Origin of the sequence: Streptomyces sp. NPDC102278, from assembly GCF_044766345.1 — a bacterium.
Lineage (GTDB): Bacteria > Actinomycetota > Actinomycetes > Streptomycetales > Streptomycetaceae > Streptomyces.
In genome coordinates, this window is record NZ_JBIWLV010000017.1 from 31924 (window position 1) to 49890 (window position 17967).

The window sequence follows — 17967 nt, forward strand, 5'->3', positions numbered from 1 at the left end:
CGTGCGGGTTGTGGTGCGCGGTCAGCGTGTGAGCGTGGCGACGGCTTCGGCGTGCACGCCGGGGGCGGCGGCCAGGAAGCTCTCGCTCTGCGGGGTCCAGGGGCGGCCCTCGGCGTCGGAGATCTGTCCGCCTGCCTCGGTGACGAGCAGGGCCCCGGGCAGCAGGTCCGCGCGGGCGCCGGCGAACTGCCAGAAGGCGTCGATCCGGCCCGCGGCCACGTTCACCAGGTGCAGGGTCGCGGGCACGGAGGTGCGAACGACGAGCGCGTCGAAGAGCATCGCGGTGATCGAGGAGCCGACGCGTCGTACGACCTTCTCGTCCTCGTCGGGCCGGGCCTGGCTGGTGGCCACGATGCTCAGGCCGAGGTCCGCGGACGGGGAGACGTGGAGCGGCCGACCGTCGAGGTGGGCGCCGGCGCCGGTGAAGGCGGTGTAGGTCTCGCCGGTCAACGGCAGGTGGACCACGGTGAGCACCGGCTGGTTGTCACGCACGAGGGTGGCGGTCACCGCCCAGTCCGGCAGCGCGTGCAGGTGGTTGACGTTGCCTTCGGCCGGGTCCACGACCCACCATTCGCCGGGCGGCAGCGCCCCACCGTCCAGCTCGTCCTCCACCCAGCCCGCGTCGGGGCGCAGGCCGGTGAGGGCGGGACGCAGGATGTCGAGGGCCGTGTTGTCGTTGCGGGCAAGTGCGTGCATCAGCTCTTCACGGGTCTGGTAGCGGACCACGTCGCCGAAGCGCTCGCGCAGCGCCGCACCTGCTGCGCGCACGGCGATCGCGGTCTGATCGAGCAGGTCGGCGTGATCGACCAGATCTGTGTCGGAGGTGGCGACGTCGGTGGTCTGAAGTGATTCGGACATGGTGGTGCTCCTGTCTGAGGAGGGGTGACGGGGAGGGGTGATGGGGCCGGTCGGGGCCGAACTTCGCGCTACTGCTTGCGCTTTCGCCTCGAAGGTATACAGCTCCACCATTACCTTCAAATGCATGTGAAGAACGGCAGGGATTACTTGCATGCAACTCAAATGTGGACTGCCCCGCCGCGCTCGCCGCGCTGTCGGAAGACGGCGGTGTGGCCGGGACAGCCGCGTGTCGGCGTGTCAACCCGCCTGCGAGGGGTTGAAGTTGGGGCCGCATGTGGTGCACGACGGCGGATGAAGCGCGTGCTGGAAGCGCCGTGGGCGCGGAAGGAGGCTCAGTCGAGCAGTTCGGCAGCCCGTTCGGCGATGGCGTAGACGGTCGCGTTGGTGTTGGCCGAGGGGATGGACGGCATCACCGAGGCATCGGCGACCCGCAGCCCGGCGATCCCGTGTACGCGGAGGTTCGCAGGGTCGACGACGGCATCGGCGTCGGTTCCCATGCGGCAGGTGCCCGTGAAGTGGAAGTAGGGACCGGTGGCTTTGCGGATGAACTCGTCCACGGATTCGCCGCTCGTGCCGGAGCCCGGCACCACTTCCTGCTTGCGCCAGTCGGCGAACGCGTCGGCCTCCCCGATGCGGCGTGCCACTGCCAGGCCCCTGCGCATGACCTCCAGGTCACGGTCGTCGCTCAGGTAGCCGGGATCGACGACGGGAGCGCCGGCCGGATTGGCGTTCGCCAGGCGCACGGTGCCGCTGCTGTGCGGAGCCATCGCGGAGAAGGCGATGGAGTAGCCGTTGGCCGGCGGCCGGCCCCATGCCGACGGGAGCGGTGCGGCGACGATGTAGACCTGAAGGTCCGCCCGGACCGCGGCGGGGTCGCTGTACAGCAGGCCCATCATTTCGGCCGGCGGGTTCGCAGGAACGAACGGTACGGGCCGGCCGGCCTCGTACACCACGCCCGCCAGCGGATGGTCCTGCAGATGGGATCCCACTCCCGGCAGGTCGGCGACAACGTCGATGTCGTGTTCGCCAAGGTGTCGTGCCGGGCCGATCCCCGACAGCATCAGGAGGTGCGCGGAACCGATGGCCCCCGCGGTCAATATCACCTCGGCGCTCTCGACGGACAGGTGCTCGCCGGCCACGGTGTACTCGACGCCGGTACAGCGGCCCGCGCTGATGCGCAGCCGCTGCACGGTCGCGTCCGTGACGACGTCCAGGTTCGGCCGGTCGAGGTACGGACGGATGTAGGCGTCGGCCGCGCTCTGGCGAGCACCCCCGGGCAGATTCATGTCACTCCACCCGAACCCGGTCTCCAACCCGCCGCCGATGTCATCGGCGCGTGCGAACCCGGCTTGCACCGCGGCCTCGATGCCCGCCGTTGCCAGGGGATGGGGTTCCGCAACCGGGGCGACCACGACCGGCCCGTCCGTGCCCCGCAGGGAGGCATCACGACTGCGAGTGCTCTCGCTGCGGCGGAAACAGGGCAGCAGATCGTCGAAATCCCAGCCCGGAGCGCCGAGTCCGGGCCATTCGTCGTAACCGGAGCGGTGCCCCCGCAAGTGGTAGAGGCCGTTGATACTCGACGATCCGCCGAGCGCCTTGCCGCGCAGCACGTCAGCGGCCCTGCCTGTACCGGCCTGCACGGTCGAGGCGCCCAGCCAGAGGAATGACGGGTCGAACCCCAGGAACCCCCAGGGAGATGCCATCGCCTCGGTCGCGTCCCGGGCTCCCGCCTCCAGCAACAGCACCCGCACGTCGGGGCGTTCCGTGAGTCGGGAGGCGATCACGCAACCCGCTGTTCCCGCTCCCACCACGACATAGTCATAAGGACTCTGGCTCATCATGTCTCCGCTTCCCACGGCAGCACTGTCCAGCCACCGGGTTTCAGAAAAAGGCTCATCGACGATCAAGGAGCTGATCGCTTGCATGTACTGAAGGGGCCGAAGAGTTGGGATGGTTCCCTTCAGGGCGGCCATGTGCCGCGCTCGGCCGCCTCCGCGTTCGGCGCGCGGAAGGCGTGGAACCGGCTGATCAGCGGCGAACGGACTCCGACAGAGCAGGGCTGTCCGCAGGCAGGCCGCGCGCGATGCTGGTGCTGACGGGCGCCGAGGGGGCCCGGCGGCAGATGTTCGCCTTGATCCGATGCACTTGGGCGCGCCCGATCCGGCCATGGCCGATCACCCCGTTGGGGATGCCCATGTCGGCGTCGGCACCCGCGATGACGGCCGCGCGGCTGGGCTTCACTTGTTTCACGAGTTTCTTGTCCTTGGTGTGCACCCGTCCATGAACAGCCGCGGGCTCCCCTTCTGTCGTCGAATCGTAGGGACACCGGCACCGCACGTACTTGAACCTCCGCGACGTTCGTTCGGAACCTCAGCGCCATACGCCGGTGTTGCAGACGTCGGTGGCGTTGGCGCCGGAGTTCCAGTGCTTGAAGGAATGCGCTGGTAGCCGGGTGTGGCCCTCGGTCGCGATCGGAACGGGCGCTCGGGCGGCGGTTCACTCGGGTGGGGAGGCAGGTTCACCGGCGAAGCGGCACTGCATCCGCCCACCACGTCACCCACCGGCCCTTCGACGATCGTCGGCGTTCGTCAGACCCGCCTGTGATGCTGCGCGTACGGGGCGGTGGCAGGAGCCCGGCCGGGTCCACCGCGGAGGGAGATCAGTGACGGGTGGCAAGGGTGGCTGGGCGGGCCTGGTCTGGGAGAGTTGGGCAGACCACGACGGCGTGACGCGACTGGTCTCATGGGCCTCAGCCTGGCCGGACCCAGGCCCGACCTGTTCGGGGTGCCCGAAGGAACGCGCGGCGTGAGCCTGGCGGAACGAACGGCCGCACGGGCGGGCGCACGACTCGAGCTGTGGTGGCGTGTGTGCGCATCGAGGCACCCTGTCGAGGTGTTGGGCGGTCAGCTGGGGCTATGACCGACCCTGTGACGCGCGAAAGCCTCGTCAGTGCGCGGTGCCTGGTTTCCGGTACCGGAGTGGCGGCGGGATCAATTCAGGATGGCGTCCAGGATCTCCTCCACCCAGTACCTCAGGCGGTGCCGGCGGCTACAGAACCGCTTCGGGCGCCGCCACCGGCTGCGCCCGTCGAGCGGCCGACGGCACTGCTTGCAATGCTTCACACGTGTCCGATCCCCCATGGCCTGTGACTCTAGCGGTCACCGCCGGGGAGGCGGCCGCTGGGCCTCGGCCGGCGCTGCCGGATTGGTCCCGATCCCCGGCACGTCCCCACCGTGACGTCCAGACGCAGCCACTTGAAGCGCACCGGCAGCGCGGAGGCGTTGCCCCGCTCGGTGTAGAGGTCCGCCCGATGTCCGTCGAACTGATGGCTGGATCTGAGACGACCTCGTCATTGTGGACACGGGTGCGTGGAGGCGAGGATCGGTGCATGCCCGCTCCCCACCGTGTCGTCATCGTCGCCTTCCCCGGCGTGGAACTCCTGGACGTCACAGGGCCCGCCGAGGTCTTCTCGGTCGCCTCCCGGGTGGCCGACGGCGAACGCCCCCGCTATACCGTTGAGATCGCGTCGGCGGACGGGGGCGCCGTGGCCACCTCCAGCGGTGTCCGGCTGCTCGCGGACCTGCGCCTCGACGAGGTGGCCGGCCGTGTCGACACCCTGCTGGTGTCCGGCGCGGTCGTCCACCCGAAGGAGGGCGGGACCCGGGCCGTCGTCGATCCCGTGGTCACCGACTGGCTTCGTACGGCGGTACCGCGGGCGGGCCGCACCGGATCGGTGTGCGCCGGCGCCCACCTCCTGGCGGCCGCGGGCCTGCTGAACGGCCGGTCCGCCACAACACACTGGCTCACCTCGGCACAACTGGCCGCCGAGCATCCGGAGATCAGCGTGGACCCCGATTCGATCTTCGTCCGGTCCGGCTCTGTGTGGACTTGCGCAGGCATCACCTCGGGGATGGACATGGCGCTGGCGATGGTCGCCGAGGACCACGGTCACGCCTTGGCGCTCGCGACCGCCCGCGTGATGGTGATGTACGTCAAACGCTCCGGCGGCCAGAGCCAGTTCAGCGTGCCGCTCTCCGTCCAGGAACCCGCCTGCGACCGCATCGGCGAACTACGCCAGTGGATTACGGAACACCCCGAAGCAGACCTCTCCGCCGAGGCGCTCGCCCAGCGGGTCAGCCTCAGCCCTCGTCATTTCTCACGGGTGTTCGCGCAACGCACCGGAACCACGCCCGCCGCGTACGTGGAATCCGCCCGGCTGGAGGCCGCCCGCCGGCTCCTCGAAGAAGGTGATGCGGGCCTGCCGCAGATCGCCACCGCCAGCGGGCTCGGTTCCCTCCAGACCCTCCACCGGGTCTTCCAGCGCCACCTCAAGACCACGCCGGCCGAATACCGCCGCCGCTTCCGCTGAAGCTCCCTCTCTTTCCCGTCCCATCGTCCGGTGGACGCCGAGGCATGCCCACGCGCGGTCCCTGAATGGAAGGCCCCCATGTCCCGCACGAAGATCATTCCGATTCCGGTGCTCGGCAAGCACGCGGTCAACGCCTACCTCCTGCTCGGCCGCCGTCCCGTACTCGTCGACGCCGGAACACCCGGCAGCGGACGCATGATCCGCGACCGGATCGCCGGACACGGCATCGACCCCCGCGACCTCGCTCTGATCGTCATCACCCACGGCCACATCGACCACTTCGGCTCCGCGGCTGAGCTCCACCACCTCACCGGCGCCCCGATCGCCGGCCACGTCGCCGACCTCGAACCCTTCCGCACCGGCCGGGCCCGCATGCCTCACGCGCCGACCGGACCCATGGGCCGCCTGATGAACCGCAACCGCAAGCTGCACCTGCCGGCCGACCCCTTCGAACCCGGGGTCCTGGTCAATGGTGAGACCGACCTGGCCGACTTCGGGCTCCGCGCCCGGATCATGCCCACCCCCGGCCACACCGCGGGCTCCATCTCTGTCCTCACCGACGACGGAGACCTCGTGGCGGGCGACCTCGTGGCCAACTCCTTCATGGGCCTCATCCCCGGCAAACCGGCCAACCCGCCCTTCCACGACGACCCCCTGCGCAACCTGGTCAGCCTGCGCGCCATGCTCGCCCTCAACCCGACGAAACTCCACGTCGGCCATGGCACCCCACTCGACCCGCAACGCGTCCACCGCTGGGCGGAACGGGAACAGCGGCGCCTGGCCGCTCGGGCGAACCGGGGCCGCCTGCGCACCCGCACCATGACCTGACACGAGGAACACCGGACGTCCCCTACGAGCCCGTCCAGTCGAAAGGCGCATACCCGTTCGGGCGCTGGTTCTCCGATCAGCGCCACGCCTCCCGGTCCGGGAAGACGACGGGCGTCTGGCCGGGCGGGCCGCCGGGCCGCCGGGCTGGAACAGCTGGGGATTGCGCAGTATGAGCACCGGCCATCGCCCGCCTTCAGCGCCCGCGCTGCGCGGAACGTCAGCCGCGAGGTCCTTGCGGAACGGTGGCCCCCCGCCCGTCCGCGAGGAGGGAGAGGGTGGTGGTGCGAGGGAGGTATCGGGTCACTGCGGCGAGGAGGGCGTTGGCCCGGCCGGGGACGACGGTGGGGCGACGGCGTCGGCGCAGGGCGGTGAGGGCGGCGGCGACGACCGCCTCGGGGGTTCGGACCAGGGCGGCCGGGATGTCGGCGTGCAGGCCGGGGCGGGTCGCGGTCGGTCCGGGGCAGAGGGCCATCACGTACACCCCGCGCGGCCTTTGCTCGTACCAGAGCGCCTCGGAGAACGACGCGACGAAGGCCTTGGTCGCGCTGTAGACGGCCTGGCCGGGTTGCGGGGCGAAGGCCAGGGTGGAGGCGACGTTGACCAGGGCCGCGCCGTGGCGGGCGGTGGCGAGGAAGGCGTGCGCGAGGGCGACGACCGCCTCGCAGTTCAGGCGCAGTGCGGGCAGGGACTGGTCGAGGGGGGTGTCGGCGAAGGGGCCCGGGCGGGCGAGGCCGGCGTTGTTGATCAGCAGGTCGTACGGGGTGGCCGTCAACGCGTCCGCCACGGTGCGCACCCCGCCGGGGGTGGCGAGGTCGGCCACGAGGTAGTCGTGTTCGCCGTCGGACCCGCCGGGGCCGAGTTCGGTCATGAGGGCCCGCAGGTGCCGTTCGGTGCGGGCAACCGCGGTCACGGTGTGGCCCTCGGCGGCCAGTGCGAGGGCGAAGGCGCGGCCGATACCTTCGGTGGCGCCGGTGATCAGGGCGGTCATTTCTCCGCCTTGGGTGCAGTGGCGGGCGAGTAGAGGAAGGAGAAGCGCTCCATCACGTTCTGGCGCTGCGTGTTGTGGAAGGCGGCGATGCGCCAGGCGCCGTCCGTGTCGCGGACCAGGGTGTACGTCTGGACCTTGGACAGGTCGGCGAGGCCGGGCCTGCCGCCGGTGTAATCGTCGCCGCGGCCGGTCAGGACGGCCGCGTCCTTTCCGAGGAAGCGAAGGTCGAGGTAACTCGCGGCGAGCTTGGTGCCTTTGACGAAGTCCTTGAAGAGGGCGCGATGCCCTTCGGTGATGTCGGCGCGGCCCTCGTAGTGACTGCCGACGTACGTGGTGTAAGTGCCGTCCTCGGTGAACAGGCGGCCGTACGCGTCCGCGTCGCCGCGGGCCCAGGCGTCGATGAGGGCGTCGAGGGTGGCACAGATGGCCTCGCCGTCGGCGGTGTTCGCGCCCGCCGGGATGACGTCGGCGCAGTTCTCCTCGCCGGTGCGCCGTATGCCGGAGGTGGTGTCGAGGTAGACGTACGCGGCGGCGGCGCCGAACGCGAGGACGACGGCGGTGGTGAGGGCGGCGCGCTTGACGGTCTTCCTGTTCACGGAAGTGCCTCTCGATCGACGGAACGATTGGATGACGGCAGCCACCGCGTTGACTACACTGGCGCAACAACTGCACACGTGCATTATCTGCACGTATGCAGATAAATGGCAAGGGGAAGGGTGCCGCGATGACGGAGCAAGGGCAGGAACAGGAGCAGGGAGACCGGCGGGCGGTCTTCCGGGAGTACGTCGACGCCGTGGGGCTGCACGGCATGGCGGGTGCGGAGGCCGCGGGCCTCCAGGCGTCCGAGTGGTACGCCCTGAGCCGCATCACCCTGGCGGGCGGGCTCACCTCCGGCGACCTCGCGGTCGGGACGGGACTCACCACCGGGGCGACGACACGCTTGATCGACCGGCTGGAGCGCGCGGGGTACGTACGCCGCACCGCGGACCCGGCCGACCGGCGCAAGGTCGTGGTCGAGGCGGTGCCGGACGCGCTGGCGGGTGTCGAGGCGGCGGTGGGCCCGGCCCGCAAACGGATCGGCGAGGTGCTCGCCGGCTACACGCCGGACCAACTGGAGCTGCTCTTCGACTACTTCTCCCGTGCGGCCCCCGCGTTCCGCGAGGCGACGGAGGAGATCCGCGCGGCGACGCAGGAGCGTAAGGGCGGCCGATAGAGGGCGGGGTCCCGCGGCCTGCGGGCAGCCGGCCGGGCTCGCGAAGGCGCGCGCGGGCCTCGTACCGCAGATCGCTCGCATGGAAGTGGGACGTCGGCCGGCAGCGCCCTGAGCCCGATGCAGGCGGCCAGGGAAAAGTCGGCCGGGCCTACGACGAGGACCCGGGTGACGGGGGCCGCAGCTCCCTCCTGCGCCAGGGCATAGGGAACCGAGTCCCCCGGGGTACCCACGCAAGGCGGAGCCCGGCGGTGGCGATGGGCGGCACGGCCTGGACGGGCCTGCCCTGTGCCGCGTACGACGGATCCTCCTGATCGGTCCGGGCGGTGGCGGTGGCGGTGGTGGTGGCGGTGGCGGTGGCGGTGAGACTGTGCTCGCCGGGGCGGTCCCTGTTCGCCGATCTCGCCTTCAGCGCCATCGGGGCGGAGCTGCCTCAGGCGGCCCCGCGGTGGGGCTGTTCGAGGGACCGCCCCTGCGGCGGCGCGCGAAAGGCCTGGCAGCGGCATGTGGGAGAAGTCGGCTGCGGCGGCCTTGCCGGCGGGCCTGCAGCGCGGCCAAGGCCATAGACACAGCTCTGCTGCACACGGAGACGGCCGACTCGCACCCCGCCCCGCTGACCTGCCGGACGCCCTGCGGCCGGATCGTGCCCGCGCACTGCCTCACCAGCGGCCGGCCGCGCTGGACGAGCGCCTGGCGGCGCGGCGGCCTGGCGCCCCGGCCGAACGTTCCGCCCGAGAGCGGCCGTGTCGTTGAAGGTCACTCACGAGATGCAGATGGAACAAGGAACGGTGCGGGCAGTGCCGAGGACGGGACAGGCCGGCATCTGCGCTGCGACCGGGTTGCGTCGAGCTGACCACGGTCGTGTCGACGGTGTACGGCAGCACGCTGGTCGCGGTAGGGCGTGGCGTGTCGTTAACCGATTGGGTGGCGCTGACGGGCCTGGCATAGGTTGGCAATGATCAATGTTGCTGATCGAACAGGGAGTTGTTGCAGAGAATGAAGAAGCTGTCACCGATATTCGGGGCCGCCGCCGCGGCGGGGCTGCTGTTGTTCGCGAGCGGAACCGCGTCAGCTGCCACCGTCGGCACGGTTCCGGTGGCGCAAGCGAAGGCCGGGTGCGTCCTGAACCCGGCCACTGCGCATGAGAGTGTCAAGATCCGCAAGACTGCCAAGGTGAACGCCACCGCCCTCGGCCTTCTGCCGAAGGGCGCGAAGGCGACGTACGTGACCTGCGGCGTGAAGTTGGCCGAGAACTACTCGTTCTGCGGCTGGAAGAACGACAACCGGTGGTCCTACATCACCTACCGGGGAATCAAGGGATACGTACCGCTCGCCTGCGTGGTGTAACCACAGGCGCATCCGCTCGGAAGGCAGGAGCCGCCCCCGTTGGGGCGGGGGCGGCTCCTCACGCGCTTGGCGCCCACGGCTACCGCGTGAGGAAGAGATGTCGGCGCATGAGAGCTTTCTGGGCACGCCTGCCAATCATGGCGGCAACGGGAAGTCAGATGGCTCCAGGAGTGGGGGCGTTGGGAAACTCAGCCCGAACGCGCGCCGCGTTCGCGGGGACGCGCAGTCTACGGGCGTGGAGAAGGCCCGCGTCGAAGCCGACTGGCACGCTGAGCCGGCCGGCACGCTGCTCCACCGTTCCCAGTCCATGATCGAGGGCGGGGTGCCGGTGAGGTTGGCCCAGTACAGGTCGCCATGCCCAGCGATCCTTACCCTTCGGTCGGGACGTCGATGCCGAGGACAAGCGGGTACGTGCAGCGCAGGCGCATCCGCACCTTACGGACCCCCTCCCCCGCTCCGTCGGCGTTCAGGCCGGCACGTCCAGGCCGGCACGTTCAGTGCCTGGTGCAGGTCGGTCCACCACCCGCCAGAACGAGTCCCGGATGGTTGTCCGGCACCGGCCGGCGCGGGACGCCCCCGAAGCAGCGGAAGGCGGCGACGTGAGCGCCAGTCCAGGCCCAAGACCGTGACCTGAGGCCTTGTAGGCCCGTCGGGGAGAGTGGTGTGTCGGCCTTGGACGCCAGACGGGCATATCCCGTGGTCGTGTACTGGAGGAGCGGGGGCCATTGAATGGCTCTGCCCACAGTTCAGAAAAAATCTTGGAACGGCATGATCTGGCAACAGGGCGAGGAGAAAATCCCGGCCGCTACGCCTTTGCCGCCACTACTGTTCTGGTGGTAGATCGTTCGACCGACGAGGGGGCTGAGCCGTGCTGACAACTACGCATCCTCCGTAGGTACTTCTGGAAAGCCCAGAGGCCTTACGGAGGCTCTCGATGTCCCGAACCGTCCGCACCACTCCCAGGAGACTCCGCCTCCAAAAGGGCGCGTCAGAGTCCATGTCCCTGTACAACCTGCGTTACACACACGCTGCGATGGCCCAGGGCGCCCGCGAAGGCCGTCGCCCTGTCCCGACGAAGACGCTCCGCCGAATCACCTCCTGGCACTGGATGGTGCTTGACTGCAGAAAGGGCTCGTTCTCTGCCGAGATCGCTACGGCTGAAGGCCGGGCCCGGCTCCAGGGTCGACTCGAAGCCCAGCGGATCCGCGGACTTCACTTCGCCGGCCACGACCTTGCCGACGCGGATATCCCTCCGGTCCGCCACCGTCACGACGGACTCTGGAACGCTTGGTAGAAACGAAGCGCCCCGGACGAAACGGCACGTGGGAGCAGAGGAAGTACCTACGACGGGTCGACCAGAGGCGCGGGCCTTGTCAAGCACCTGCGCGTACGTCGCGTCGATGCCGGCGTTCCGTCGTTGCCGAATTCCGGCGGACGCGCGGCTCAGGTGACGGTCAATGTGCCTGACGTGCGGGTTTCGTTGGGCCGCCTTTGCGCATCGGATCACCATCGTGCGCGCAGCACGCCGTCGCTGTCGGGTAGAACGGCGTGGAGCAGTGGGTGGCGTTCGTCGAGGCAGAGGGGCAGGGCGCGTGCCGCTCGCGCATTGGCCACCAAGGCGGCGAGGCCCTGGTGCTCGGTCTCAGCGAGAGCCACGCCTCTGATCGTTCCGTCCTGCGCCTCCCAGACGAACTCGATGTGCCATTCGGATGGCAATGCAGTCAGGACCACGGTGACATCGGGTTGCAGGTCGGGCCAGACGGACAGCAGGGCTCGCGGGCCGAGACCGGCGCGGACCGCGTTGAGGTTTTCCGTGGTGAGGCGGTGCCGGCGTGTGGCGTTGACGATGTGAATCTCCTCCAGGAGCAGGCCCTGCCGCGCTGCCAGCTCGTTGCGCACCGACACCCAGAAGCTCTCGTCGGCGACCTCTGATATTTCTGGTTCCGCGGCGTAGGGGGAGGCCGCCAGCGGTTCCGGGAAGAGGCCGCGTACGGGCCACGGCGTCGGTACAGGGCTGGTCGCTGCCCACGGACACGTACTGGTCCCGCCCGACGTGCACGGTGAAGACGTCTCCCGCCTCCAACCGGCACCAGGCGCCCTGCTCGCGGAGCATGATACGGCCCGGCGACGGAGGGCTCACGGATCTCCAGCCGATCAATGCCTGCGGCCTCGGCGAAGGCGGAGATCGCCTCGAGATACGCGGCTTCGACCGGTCCGGGGTCGCTGACCGTATCCTCAGCGCCCCGGTAACTGCCGTGCTCGTCACGGTCGGCGGGGTCGTACTTCGTGATTCGATGAACGAAGGCCGGCGGCACGCTACTCCTGGACGGGGTCGAGGTAGCGCCAGCCTAGACCTCGGCCCGAACTCGCAGTCCCCCGTCGAATCCCATGGTGGCTGCGGAACCGGCCTTCGGGTACCGCCCTACCGACGAGCTCGCGCAGCTGCTGCATTTCCTCACGCTTTCCTCCCGGCCCTCCTACACGTCGGCGATCCTCTTGTCCCCGCGGCGACACAGCACCCGACAACTCCTCGCGCAGCCCCGTTCTCCCCATGAGCAGCTCAGCCGACACGGCGTTTTCCGGCCCTTCCCTGCACGGTGGATAGGGCTACCCACTCCGACTGGGGCAACGCCGTCTGAAAGCGGCCACGAGCAGGCGCCCCCGCGCAGAGGCAGGGGGAGACGGTCGATCCGGAGCGGGCAGCGCACACGAAGACGGCGATGTCCCATTCGTCGGGCCACGCACCCCTGTACGCGGTGTCGTTGTCCGCCCGGGAGCCCTTCGCACGTCGACCGGGCACACCGCGGCGGTCGCTCTCGGAGAGCGAAGAACGCGCTGGACGGAGTGGGTCGTCACAGGTGGTTCACTGCGGCCGCGCTGTCCGACCAGAGCCAGTTCACGGGCGCGTACTGCTTCTTCAGCGCGGTGCGCTCGCGCCCGTAGTCCTTCAGCGCGGCCTCCACCGCCGGTGCCAGGTCGTCCAGGTTCTGCGGCACTGACACCCGCAGCAGCAGGCGCTGCTTGCGGTGTGCGAGGAGCAGCTCCCCTGCGGGTGTGCACTCCAGCAGGGCGAAGTGGACGAGGGGCTTGAACGGCTTGTCCGCGGTGGACATCCTGGCGCGCAGTACCCCGTCGGCGCTCCACGCGTACAGGCCGTATCGGTTGAGGTGGAAGGCGCGGGCGCGGTGCGGATCTGCGACGACGGTGAAGTCGAAGCCGGTGAACGGGCTGTCCTCGCGCAGGTGCAGGCCTCCCAGCCGGCCCTGCAACACGCCTCGGTCGTCGACGAGGGCGAAGCTGAACTCCTGCCCCCGGTTGCTCGAACGGTAGGTCTTTCCGAAGACCGGGACGACGAACAGGTCGTCGCCGAGAGCTGCCGGGCGGGTCATCTTGGAGTCGAGGTAGCCGTAGAGGCTGCCGCTGGTCCCGGTGAGTTCCGACAGGGCATCGGTCAACGAGGGCGAGGGCCGGTTGCCGCGTCCCACCGGCTCGTCGCCGTACCGTACGTGCGCGTACGAGTCGGTGTCGCTCTGGCGGTCGGTGCGCGCGTCCAGGGTCGCGATGGCCCGCAGCTCGGGCTTGCGGTCCGGGGCGAGGGTCGTACCGGGTTCGGAGACGGCGACGATGTTGGGGTGGGCGCCGGCCCAGTTGCTGAGCCCGTACTCGGAGGTCATGCACAGCAGCCGACCCGCGGGAGTGACGGCGATCGACGCGGCGAACGGGTCGTCCCCGGAATCCTGCTGTTTCTCCCAACCCCAGGACATCGGCCAGGAGGCGAGGACCTGGTCCAAGTCCGGGGACAGGAGGTGGGTGCTGCCGGGCTTGGAGCTGATGGCGATCGCGCCGTCCGGGAGGACGGCCAGGGTCGCCGCGTCGCCCTCCGATATCGCCGACGGGCCACCGCCCGGGACCGCCTGTCCGAAGACGGCGGTGGCGGTGGGCTTTCCGTCGGGGCCGTGGCGGGTGATCAACTGGTAGCCGAAATCCTGCTCGGCGGGTTCGGCCGAGTCGGCCGCGCGATCGCGGTAGCGGCGCAGGCCGGTCAACACGTACGTGTCGCCGGCCGTCGTCGCCACCGCGTGATCGACCCTGAATCCCCATCCGTCGGCTTCGGGGTCGAGACGGTGGACGTCCAGCAGAGAGGTGGGCGCGGTGATCGGCAGCAGTGTCATACCTGCATCCTCTCCCCCACCACCGACAACACGGTCCGAGGGGTGCCTTGGCCCTCGCTTGAGTCCTGGAAGCTCCTCGGCTGGGCCCGCCGGGCACAGTGGGTTGTCTGTGAAAAGTCCCGGGCGGTCACTTCGCTGAGGGGCCGACCCTGCGCTTCGGGGCGGAAGATGATCGCGGGGAGGGATGGAACACACGCTCGAAGTACCATCCCTGCAAGGTTCTCCGGCCGACACCTCCCAACCTCCACAGTGGCGTGGTCGGACGGAGACATCCCCGTAGAGAGGACAGAGGGCAGAGGGCAGAGGGCGATGAGTGTGACTGAGAGTTGGTCGCGTGTGATGGGTCTTCTTCGGGAGCACGCGCCGGCCGATCACGCAGATCTGCCAGGGCCCGCCACGGAGCAGATGCTCGCGGCAGCCGAGGAACGGATGGGGATCTCCCTGCATGGGGACCTGCGGACGTGGCTGTTGCAGAACAACCTGGATCTGCCAGAGGGAGACGTCGACGACGAAGTGGCATGCTGCGGCTTCGACGGGTTCCCCGACGAGGGAAGCTTCTTTCTGGGAATCCGGGCGATGGAGAGGCTCCACGCGAACCGCTCCACGTCCTGCGGATTCGACCCTCAGGACCAGCCGGACTACCCGTTCTGGCGTAATGAGTGGATCCCGTTCCTGTCGGACCAGGACGGCTGGATGGGGAAGTTCATCGATGTGCGGGACGGGCGCGTCGGCAGATGGTTCGTGGGTGACCCCACGGTCACGGGCGAGTACGAATCGATGGCCGAGTATTTCGACTCCGTGGCGGAGACGCTGACGAGGATCGCCGGTGGAAGCTCACCGGTCTGTCGGTTCACCGAAGGTCGACTTGTCTGGTCGTGAGACGGCTCCCAACTGGATGACGGCCATTGCCGATCCGTCGTCCTCACCCTGGAACGGCAATGAGATTCATCAGCGTTGATGTTCCAGGGCGAGGATGGCTGCGGCGATGACGGTCATCCGGTCGGGGCTGCAGCGGGCCCGGCGGAGGATCTGCCAGGACTTGAGGGGCCGACCCCGTTGTAGGCGCGGTCGGCGAGCACGGGAACGCCCTGGCGTTCGCAGATCCAGATGATGCGGGGGGTGCGGGCCGCGGTCAGGTCGTGGGTGCGGCCGGGCAGGGCGGGTGAGATCCACAGCAGCCTGCCGGTGGGATCGGCCACAACCTGCACGTTCACGCCGTGACGGCGGTGCTTCTGGGAGAAGTCGGCCCTGCTGTCGCCGACCCGGTCGCACTCGGCGAGCGTCCCGTCGAGCAGGACGTGATCAGGATCCGTCTCGCGCAGGACCCGCAGCAGACCGGCTGCCCGGCGGGACAGGTGATCGACGACGGCCGTGACGTAGGCGTGGGCGGGCCCGACGGACATGCCGAAGCCGGCGGCGATCTGCGTGAGCGTGTCGTGCCGGCGCAGGTAGACCAGGCCGACGAGGGCGCGCTGGTGAGGCGGGAGCTTGCAGCGTCGGTCACCCTCACGGGTGACGATGAGCATCGATACCCCGTCGGCCAGAGCATGAGGCAGGTCGAGTGCGGCAGGACGGGACACCAACAAGGTTCCTGTGCTGTGGAGTTGAGACGTCGAGCATCTCTCTCAACGGCACGGGAGCCTCGTGGGTTGCGGGTCGCCGGCCCGTCACCCGATCAGTGGCCACTCTGAAAGAGCTCCGTGCAAGCCAATTACGAGGCTGTCAGAGTCCGCCTACAGGCCCCACCCAGCGCCTGGAGGCGATCACAGGGCGAACTCGACACTCCCGGTATGGATCGACCTCCGCTCGCCCAGCAGGTCCGCAGATGGCCCCTGGTGGTGTTTTCGCGGCATGTGTCTGGTTCCCACATCGTTGTCAAGCAGTCCTTGATCCGGCCTGCCCGGCAAGGACCGGTAGATCCCGGGCTTGCGGTAGTGGACTTTCGGCAGTGCCGCGGGGGCTGCGGAGTTCCGTAGGGTCGCGTCCGTGAGAACAGTGATCATCAAGGCTCGGGTGCCGGCACCGGTACTGTCCGCAAGCCTCTTCATCGGGGCGGTGGCGGCCGTTGGCACCGGTGTCTCCACCCTGTGGTGGGGCATACCGGCTGCGGTCTGCGCCTTCCTCGCGGGCCGACAACCTGGGCGCAACCGGAGCACGGGGGCGGCTTTGGTCGGAGTGCTCGCGGCCGCCGTGGTGGCTGTGCTCCTGGTGCCGGCATGGTTGGGCTGGGCGAGCCGGTTCGTGGGGTTGTTGCTCGTGGCGGCGATGCTGCCGTGGTTCGCGGGCCGGTTCCTGCGCCAGTACCGCGCACTCGTGCGGGCTGGGTGGGAGCGGGCCGCGAGGCTGGAGAAGGAGCAGCATCTGGTCGCCGAACAGGCCCGGTTGCGCGAGCGGACCCGGATCGCGCAGGACATGCACGACCTCCTCGGCCACGACCTCAGCCTCATCGCCTTGTCCGCGGGGGCATTGAAGCTGGCCCCTGGTCTGTCTGAGGACCACCGGGCCGCCGCCCGGGACATCCGCGCCAGGGCGGGAGCCGCCGTGGACCGGCTCGGCGAGGTGATCGGCGTACTGAACGGGGCATCGGGTCTGGCTCCGGGGCCCGAGCCCGGCGCCGGGCTCACCGAACTCGGGGGGCTGGTGGACCGGGCAGCCGCAGCGGGGCTTCAGGTTCGGTTGCGTGTGGAAGGCGAAGCTGCGGCCGGCGACGTGCTGCCGGTCGTCGAGCGGGCCGTGCTGCGGGTCGTCCAGGAGGCGCTGACGAACGTGGCCAAGCACGCCCCTGGGCACCGGGCGACCGTCGTTGTCCGGCGCATGGAAGAACGGACCGAGGTCAGTGTGACGAACGAACCGGTGCCCGCCCAGTCCGCGCCCCACCGTGACCACGCCGCCCGTCCCGCTCCTGCGCCCCGGACCTCCGCACCCGGCCAGGGCCACCGCTTCGGTCTCATCGGCCTGGATGAACGCGTCCGCCTGGCTGGTGGCGCCTTCGCATCGGGCCCCGAGGGCGGCGGGTTCGCCGTCCGGGCCTGGCTCCCGCACGGTCGCGGATCCGTGCCCCCGCCACGCCACGCCGATCCCGTTGGTCCAAGTGAGGCACTGCCTCCTGAGCACCGCAGTGCCCGTCGCCGTTTGGGGCGTACCGCCGCCGCGGCCGTCCTCGTGCCGCTGTGCACCTCCGCGTTGCTCATCGGCGGGGTACGGGTGTGGGACACCGTGACCGCGCGGGACTCGGTACTCGCCCCCCAGGACTACGCCCGCCTGCGCGTCGGTCAGCCACGCGCGGATGTGGCCCCGTACCTGCCCGAGCGCCAGACGACGCGTCGCCCGGCAGCACCCACGCCCGCGCCACGAGATGCGTCCTGCGAGTTCTACGTACAGACCGGCGACCCGTTCGACGACCGCTCGGGGGACATCTACCGTCTCTGCTTCCGGGACGGCCGCCTGGTCTCCACCGACAACTACACCGGAAAGGCTGTCCGATGATCCGGATTCTGATCGCCGACGACGAGCCCATGATCCGCGCGGGTGTCCGCGCGGTCCTTGCCACTGATCCCGGTATCACCGTCGTCGCCGAGGCGGCCGACGGCCACCAGGCGGTGGAGCTCGTCCGGCGCCACCGCCCGCATGTGGCCGTCCTCGACATCCGGATGCCGGGGACCGGCGGTATGGAAGCTGCTGCCGAGATACGAAGGACCGTCCCCGGGACGGGGGTTGTGATGCTGACGACCTTTGGCGAGGACGAGTACATCCTGCGGGCCCTCGGCGAAGGTGCAGCCGGCTTCCTCATCAAGTCCGGCGAGCCGGAGGAACTGATCGCCGGTGTCCGTGCGGTTGCCGACGGCGCCGCCTATCTGTCACCGAAGGTCGCGGCCCGTGTCGTCGCGCACCTCGCCGCAGGCGGTGCGGGCGCCCATGCCGGCCGCCGTTCCGCGGCCCGGGCCCGCGTCGACGCCCTGACCGCCCGGGAGCGGGACGTGCTCGGCTTCCTCGGCAGCGGTCTCTCCAACGGGCAGATCGCGCGCCGCCTGCGCTTGGCGGAGGGAACGGTGAAGGCCCACGTCAGCTCGATCCTCGCCCGCCTCGGCGTCGACAATCGGGCCGCGGCCGCCGTGGTCGCGCACGAGGCCGGCGTGGTCCCGGTGCCGTCCGACCGGCTGCCGTACAAGGAAAGCTGACACCGCCCGTACGGCAA

General features: G+C 69.8%; 14 protein-coding genes and 1 pseudogene. 7 read left to right on the forward strand and 8 right to left on the reverse strand.

Translation table 11 applies throughout. The features are described from left to right. Positions 1–21 precede the first annotated feature (21 nt). The 3 genes from ACIRO3_RS30350 to ACIRO3_RS30360 form a co-directional block, all read right to left on the reverse strand. On the reverse strand, positions 22–858 hold the full coding sequence (locus tag ACIRO3_RS30350; RefSeq protein WP_404142060.1) for an inositol monophosphatase family protein: 837 nt from the start codon (positions 856–858) through the stop codon (positions 22–24). Positions 859–1190: 332 nt separating this feature from the next. Then, positions 1191–2831, reverse strand: a complete 1641-nt coding sequence (locus ACIRO3_RS30355; protein WP_404142062.1) for a GMC family oxidoreductase — start codon at positions 2829–2831, stop codon at positions 1191–1193. A gap of 55 nt (positions 2832–2886) precedes the next feature. Then, positions 2887–3132: a hypothetical protein gene (locus ACIRO3_RS30360; RefSeq protein WP_404142064.1), complete on the reverse strand. Its 246-nt coding sequence runs from the start codon at positions 3130–3132 to the stop codon at positions 2887–2889. Positions 3133–4246: 1114 nt separating this feature from the next. Between ACIRO3_RS30360 and ACIRO3_RS30365 the strand changes: the two genes are divergently transcribed. Next, positions 4247–5227, forward strand: coding sequence for a GlxA family transcriptional regulator (locus tag ACIRO3_RS30365; protein ID WP_404142066.1), 981 nt, complete (start codon positions 4247–4249; stop codon positions 5225–5227). Between the two features lie 78 nt (positions 5228–5305). Next, a complete protein-coding gene (locus ACIRO3_RS30370) occupies positions 5306–6055 on the forward strand; it encodes an MBL fold metallo-hydrolase (RefSeq protein WP_404142068.1) in 750 nt (249 codons plus the stop codon). A gap of 217 nt (positions 6056–6272) precedes the next feature. Here the strand turns inward: ACIRO3_RS30370 and ACIRO3_RS30375 are convergent, their stop codons facing one another. Together ACIRO3_RS30375 and ACIRO3_RS30380 are read right to left on the reverse strand one after the other, a co-directional pair. Continuing rightward, positions 6273–7043 (reverse strand): SDR family NAD(P)-dependent oxidoreductase, encoded by a 771-nt coding sequence (locus ACIRO3_RS30375; protein ID WP_404142070.1) that lies wholly within the window; start codon positions 7041–7043, stop codon positions 6273–6275. Further along, positions 7040–7639 carry an SgcJ/EcaC family oxidoreductase gene (locus ACIRO3_RS30380; protein WP_404142072.1) on the reverse strand — a complete coding sequence of 200 codons (600 nt, stop codon included), beginning with the start codon at positions 7637–7639 and terminating at the stop codon, positions 7040–7042. The genes ACIRO3_RS30375 and ACIRO3_RS30380 overlap by 4 nt, the downstream gene beginning before the upstream one ends. 128 nt (positions 7640–7767) lie before the next feature. Here ACIRO3_RS30380 and ACIRO3_RS30385 point away from each other — a divergent pair, with 128 nt between their 5' ends. Beyond that, positions 7768–8256 (forward strand): MarR family winged helix-turn-helix transcriptional regulator, encoded by a 489-nt coding sequence (locus ACIRO3_RS30385; protein ID WP_404142074.1) that lies wholly within the window; start codon positions 7768–7770, stop codon positions 8254–8256. Between the two features lie 993 nt (positions 8257–9249). Beyond that, the gene (locus ACIRO3_RS30390) at positions 9250–9600 is read left to right on the forward strand and encodes a hypothetical protein (protein WP_361783605.1); all 351 of its coding nucleotides are present in this window, start codon (positions 9250–9252) and stop codon (positions 9598–9600) included. 1503 nt (positions 9601–11103) lie between these two features. Here the strand turns inward: ACIRO3_RS30390 and ACIRO3_RS30395 are convergent. Then, positions 11104–11499, reverse strand: a complete 396-nt coding sequence (locus ACIRO3_RS30395) for a hypothetical protein (RefSeq protein WP_404142076.1) — start codon at positions 11497–11499, stop codon at positions 11104–11106. Between the two features lie 953 nt (positions 11500–12452). Continuing rightward, complete coding sequence (locus tag ACIRO3_RS30400) at positions 12453–13772, reverse strand: hypothetical protein (protein ID WP_404142078.1); 1320 nt, start codon at positions 13770–13772, stop codon at positions 12453–12455. A gap of 339 nt (positions 13773–14111) precedes the next feature. On the opposite strand from ACIRO3_RS30400, the gene ACIRO3_RS30405 reads away from it, so the two are divergent. Next, complete coding sequence (locus ACIRO3_RS30405; RefSeq protein WP_404142252.1) at positions 14112–14651, forward strand: SMI1/KNR4 family protein; 540 nt, start codon at positions 14112–14114, stop codon at positions 14649–14651. A gap of 69 nt (positions 14652–14720) precedes the next feature. On the opposite strand, the pseudogene ACIRO3_RS30410 reads toward ACIRO3_RS30405, so the two are convergent. Further along, positions 14721–15355: pseudogene (locus ACIRO3_RS30410) on the reverse strand (transposase family protein). A 403-nt stretch (positions 15356–15758) separates the two neighbouring features. On the opposite strand from ACIRO3_RS30410, the gene ACIRO3_RS30415 reads away from it, so the two are divergent. Together ACIRO3_RS30415 and ACIRO3_RS30420 are read left to right on the forward strand one after the other, a co-directional pair. Next, positions 15759–17258 (forward strand): sensor histidine kinase, encoded by a 1500-nt coding sequence (locus ACIRO3_RS30415; RefSeq protein ID WP_404142080.1) that lies wholly within the window; start codon positions 15759–15761, stop codon positions 17256–17258. Next, complete coding sequence (locus tag ACIRO3_RS30420; protein WP_404142082.1) at positions 17255–17950, forward strand: response regulator; 696 nt, start codon at positions 17255–17257, stop codon at positions 17948–17950. Before ACIRO3_RS30415 ends, ACIRO3_RS30420 begins: the two co-directional genes overlap by 4 nt. Positions 17951–17967: the final 17 nt, after the last annotated feature.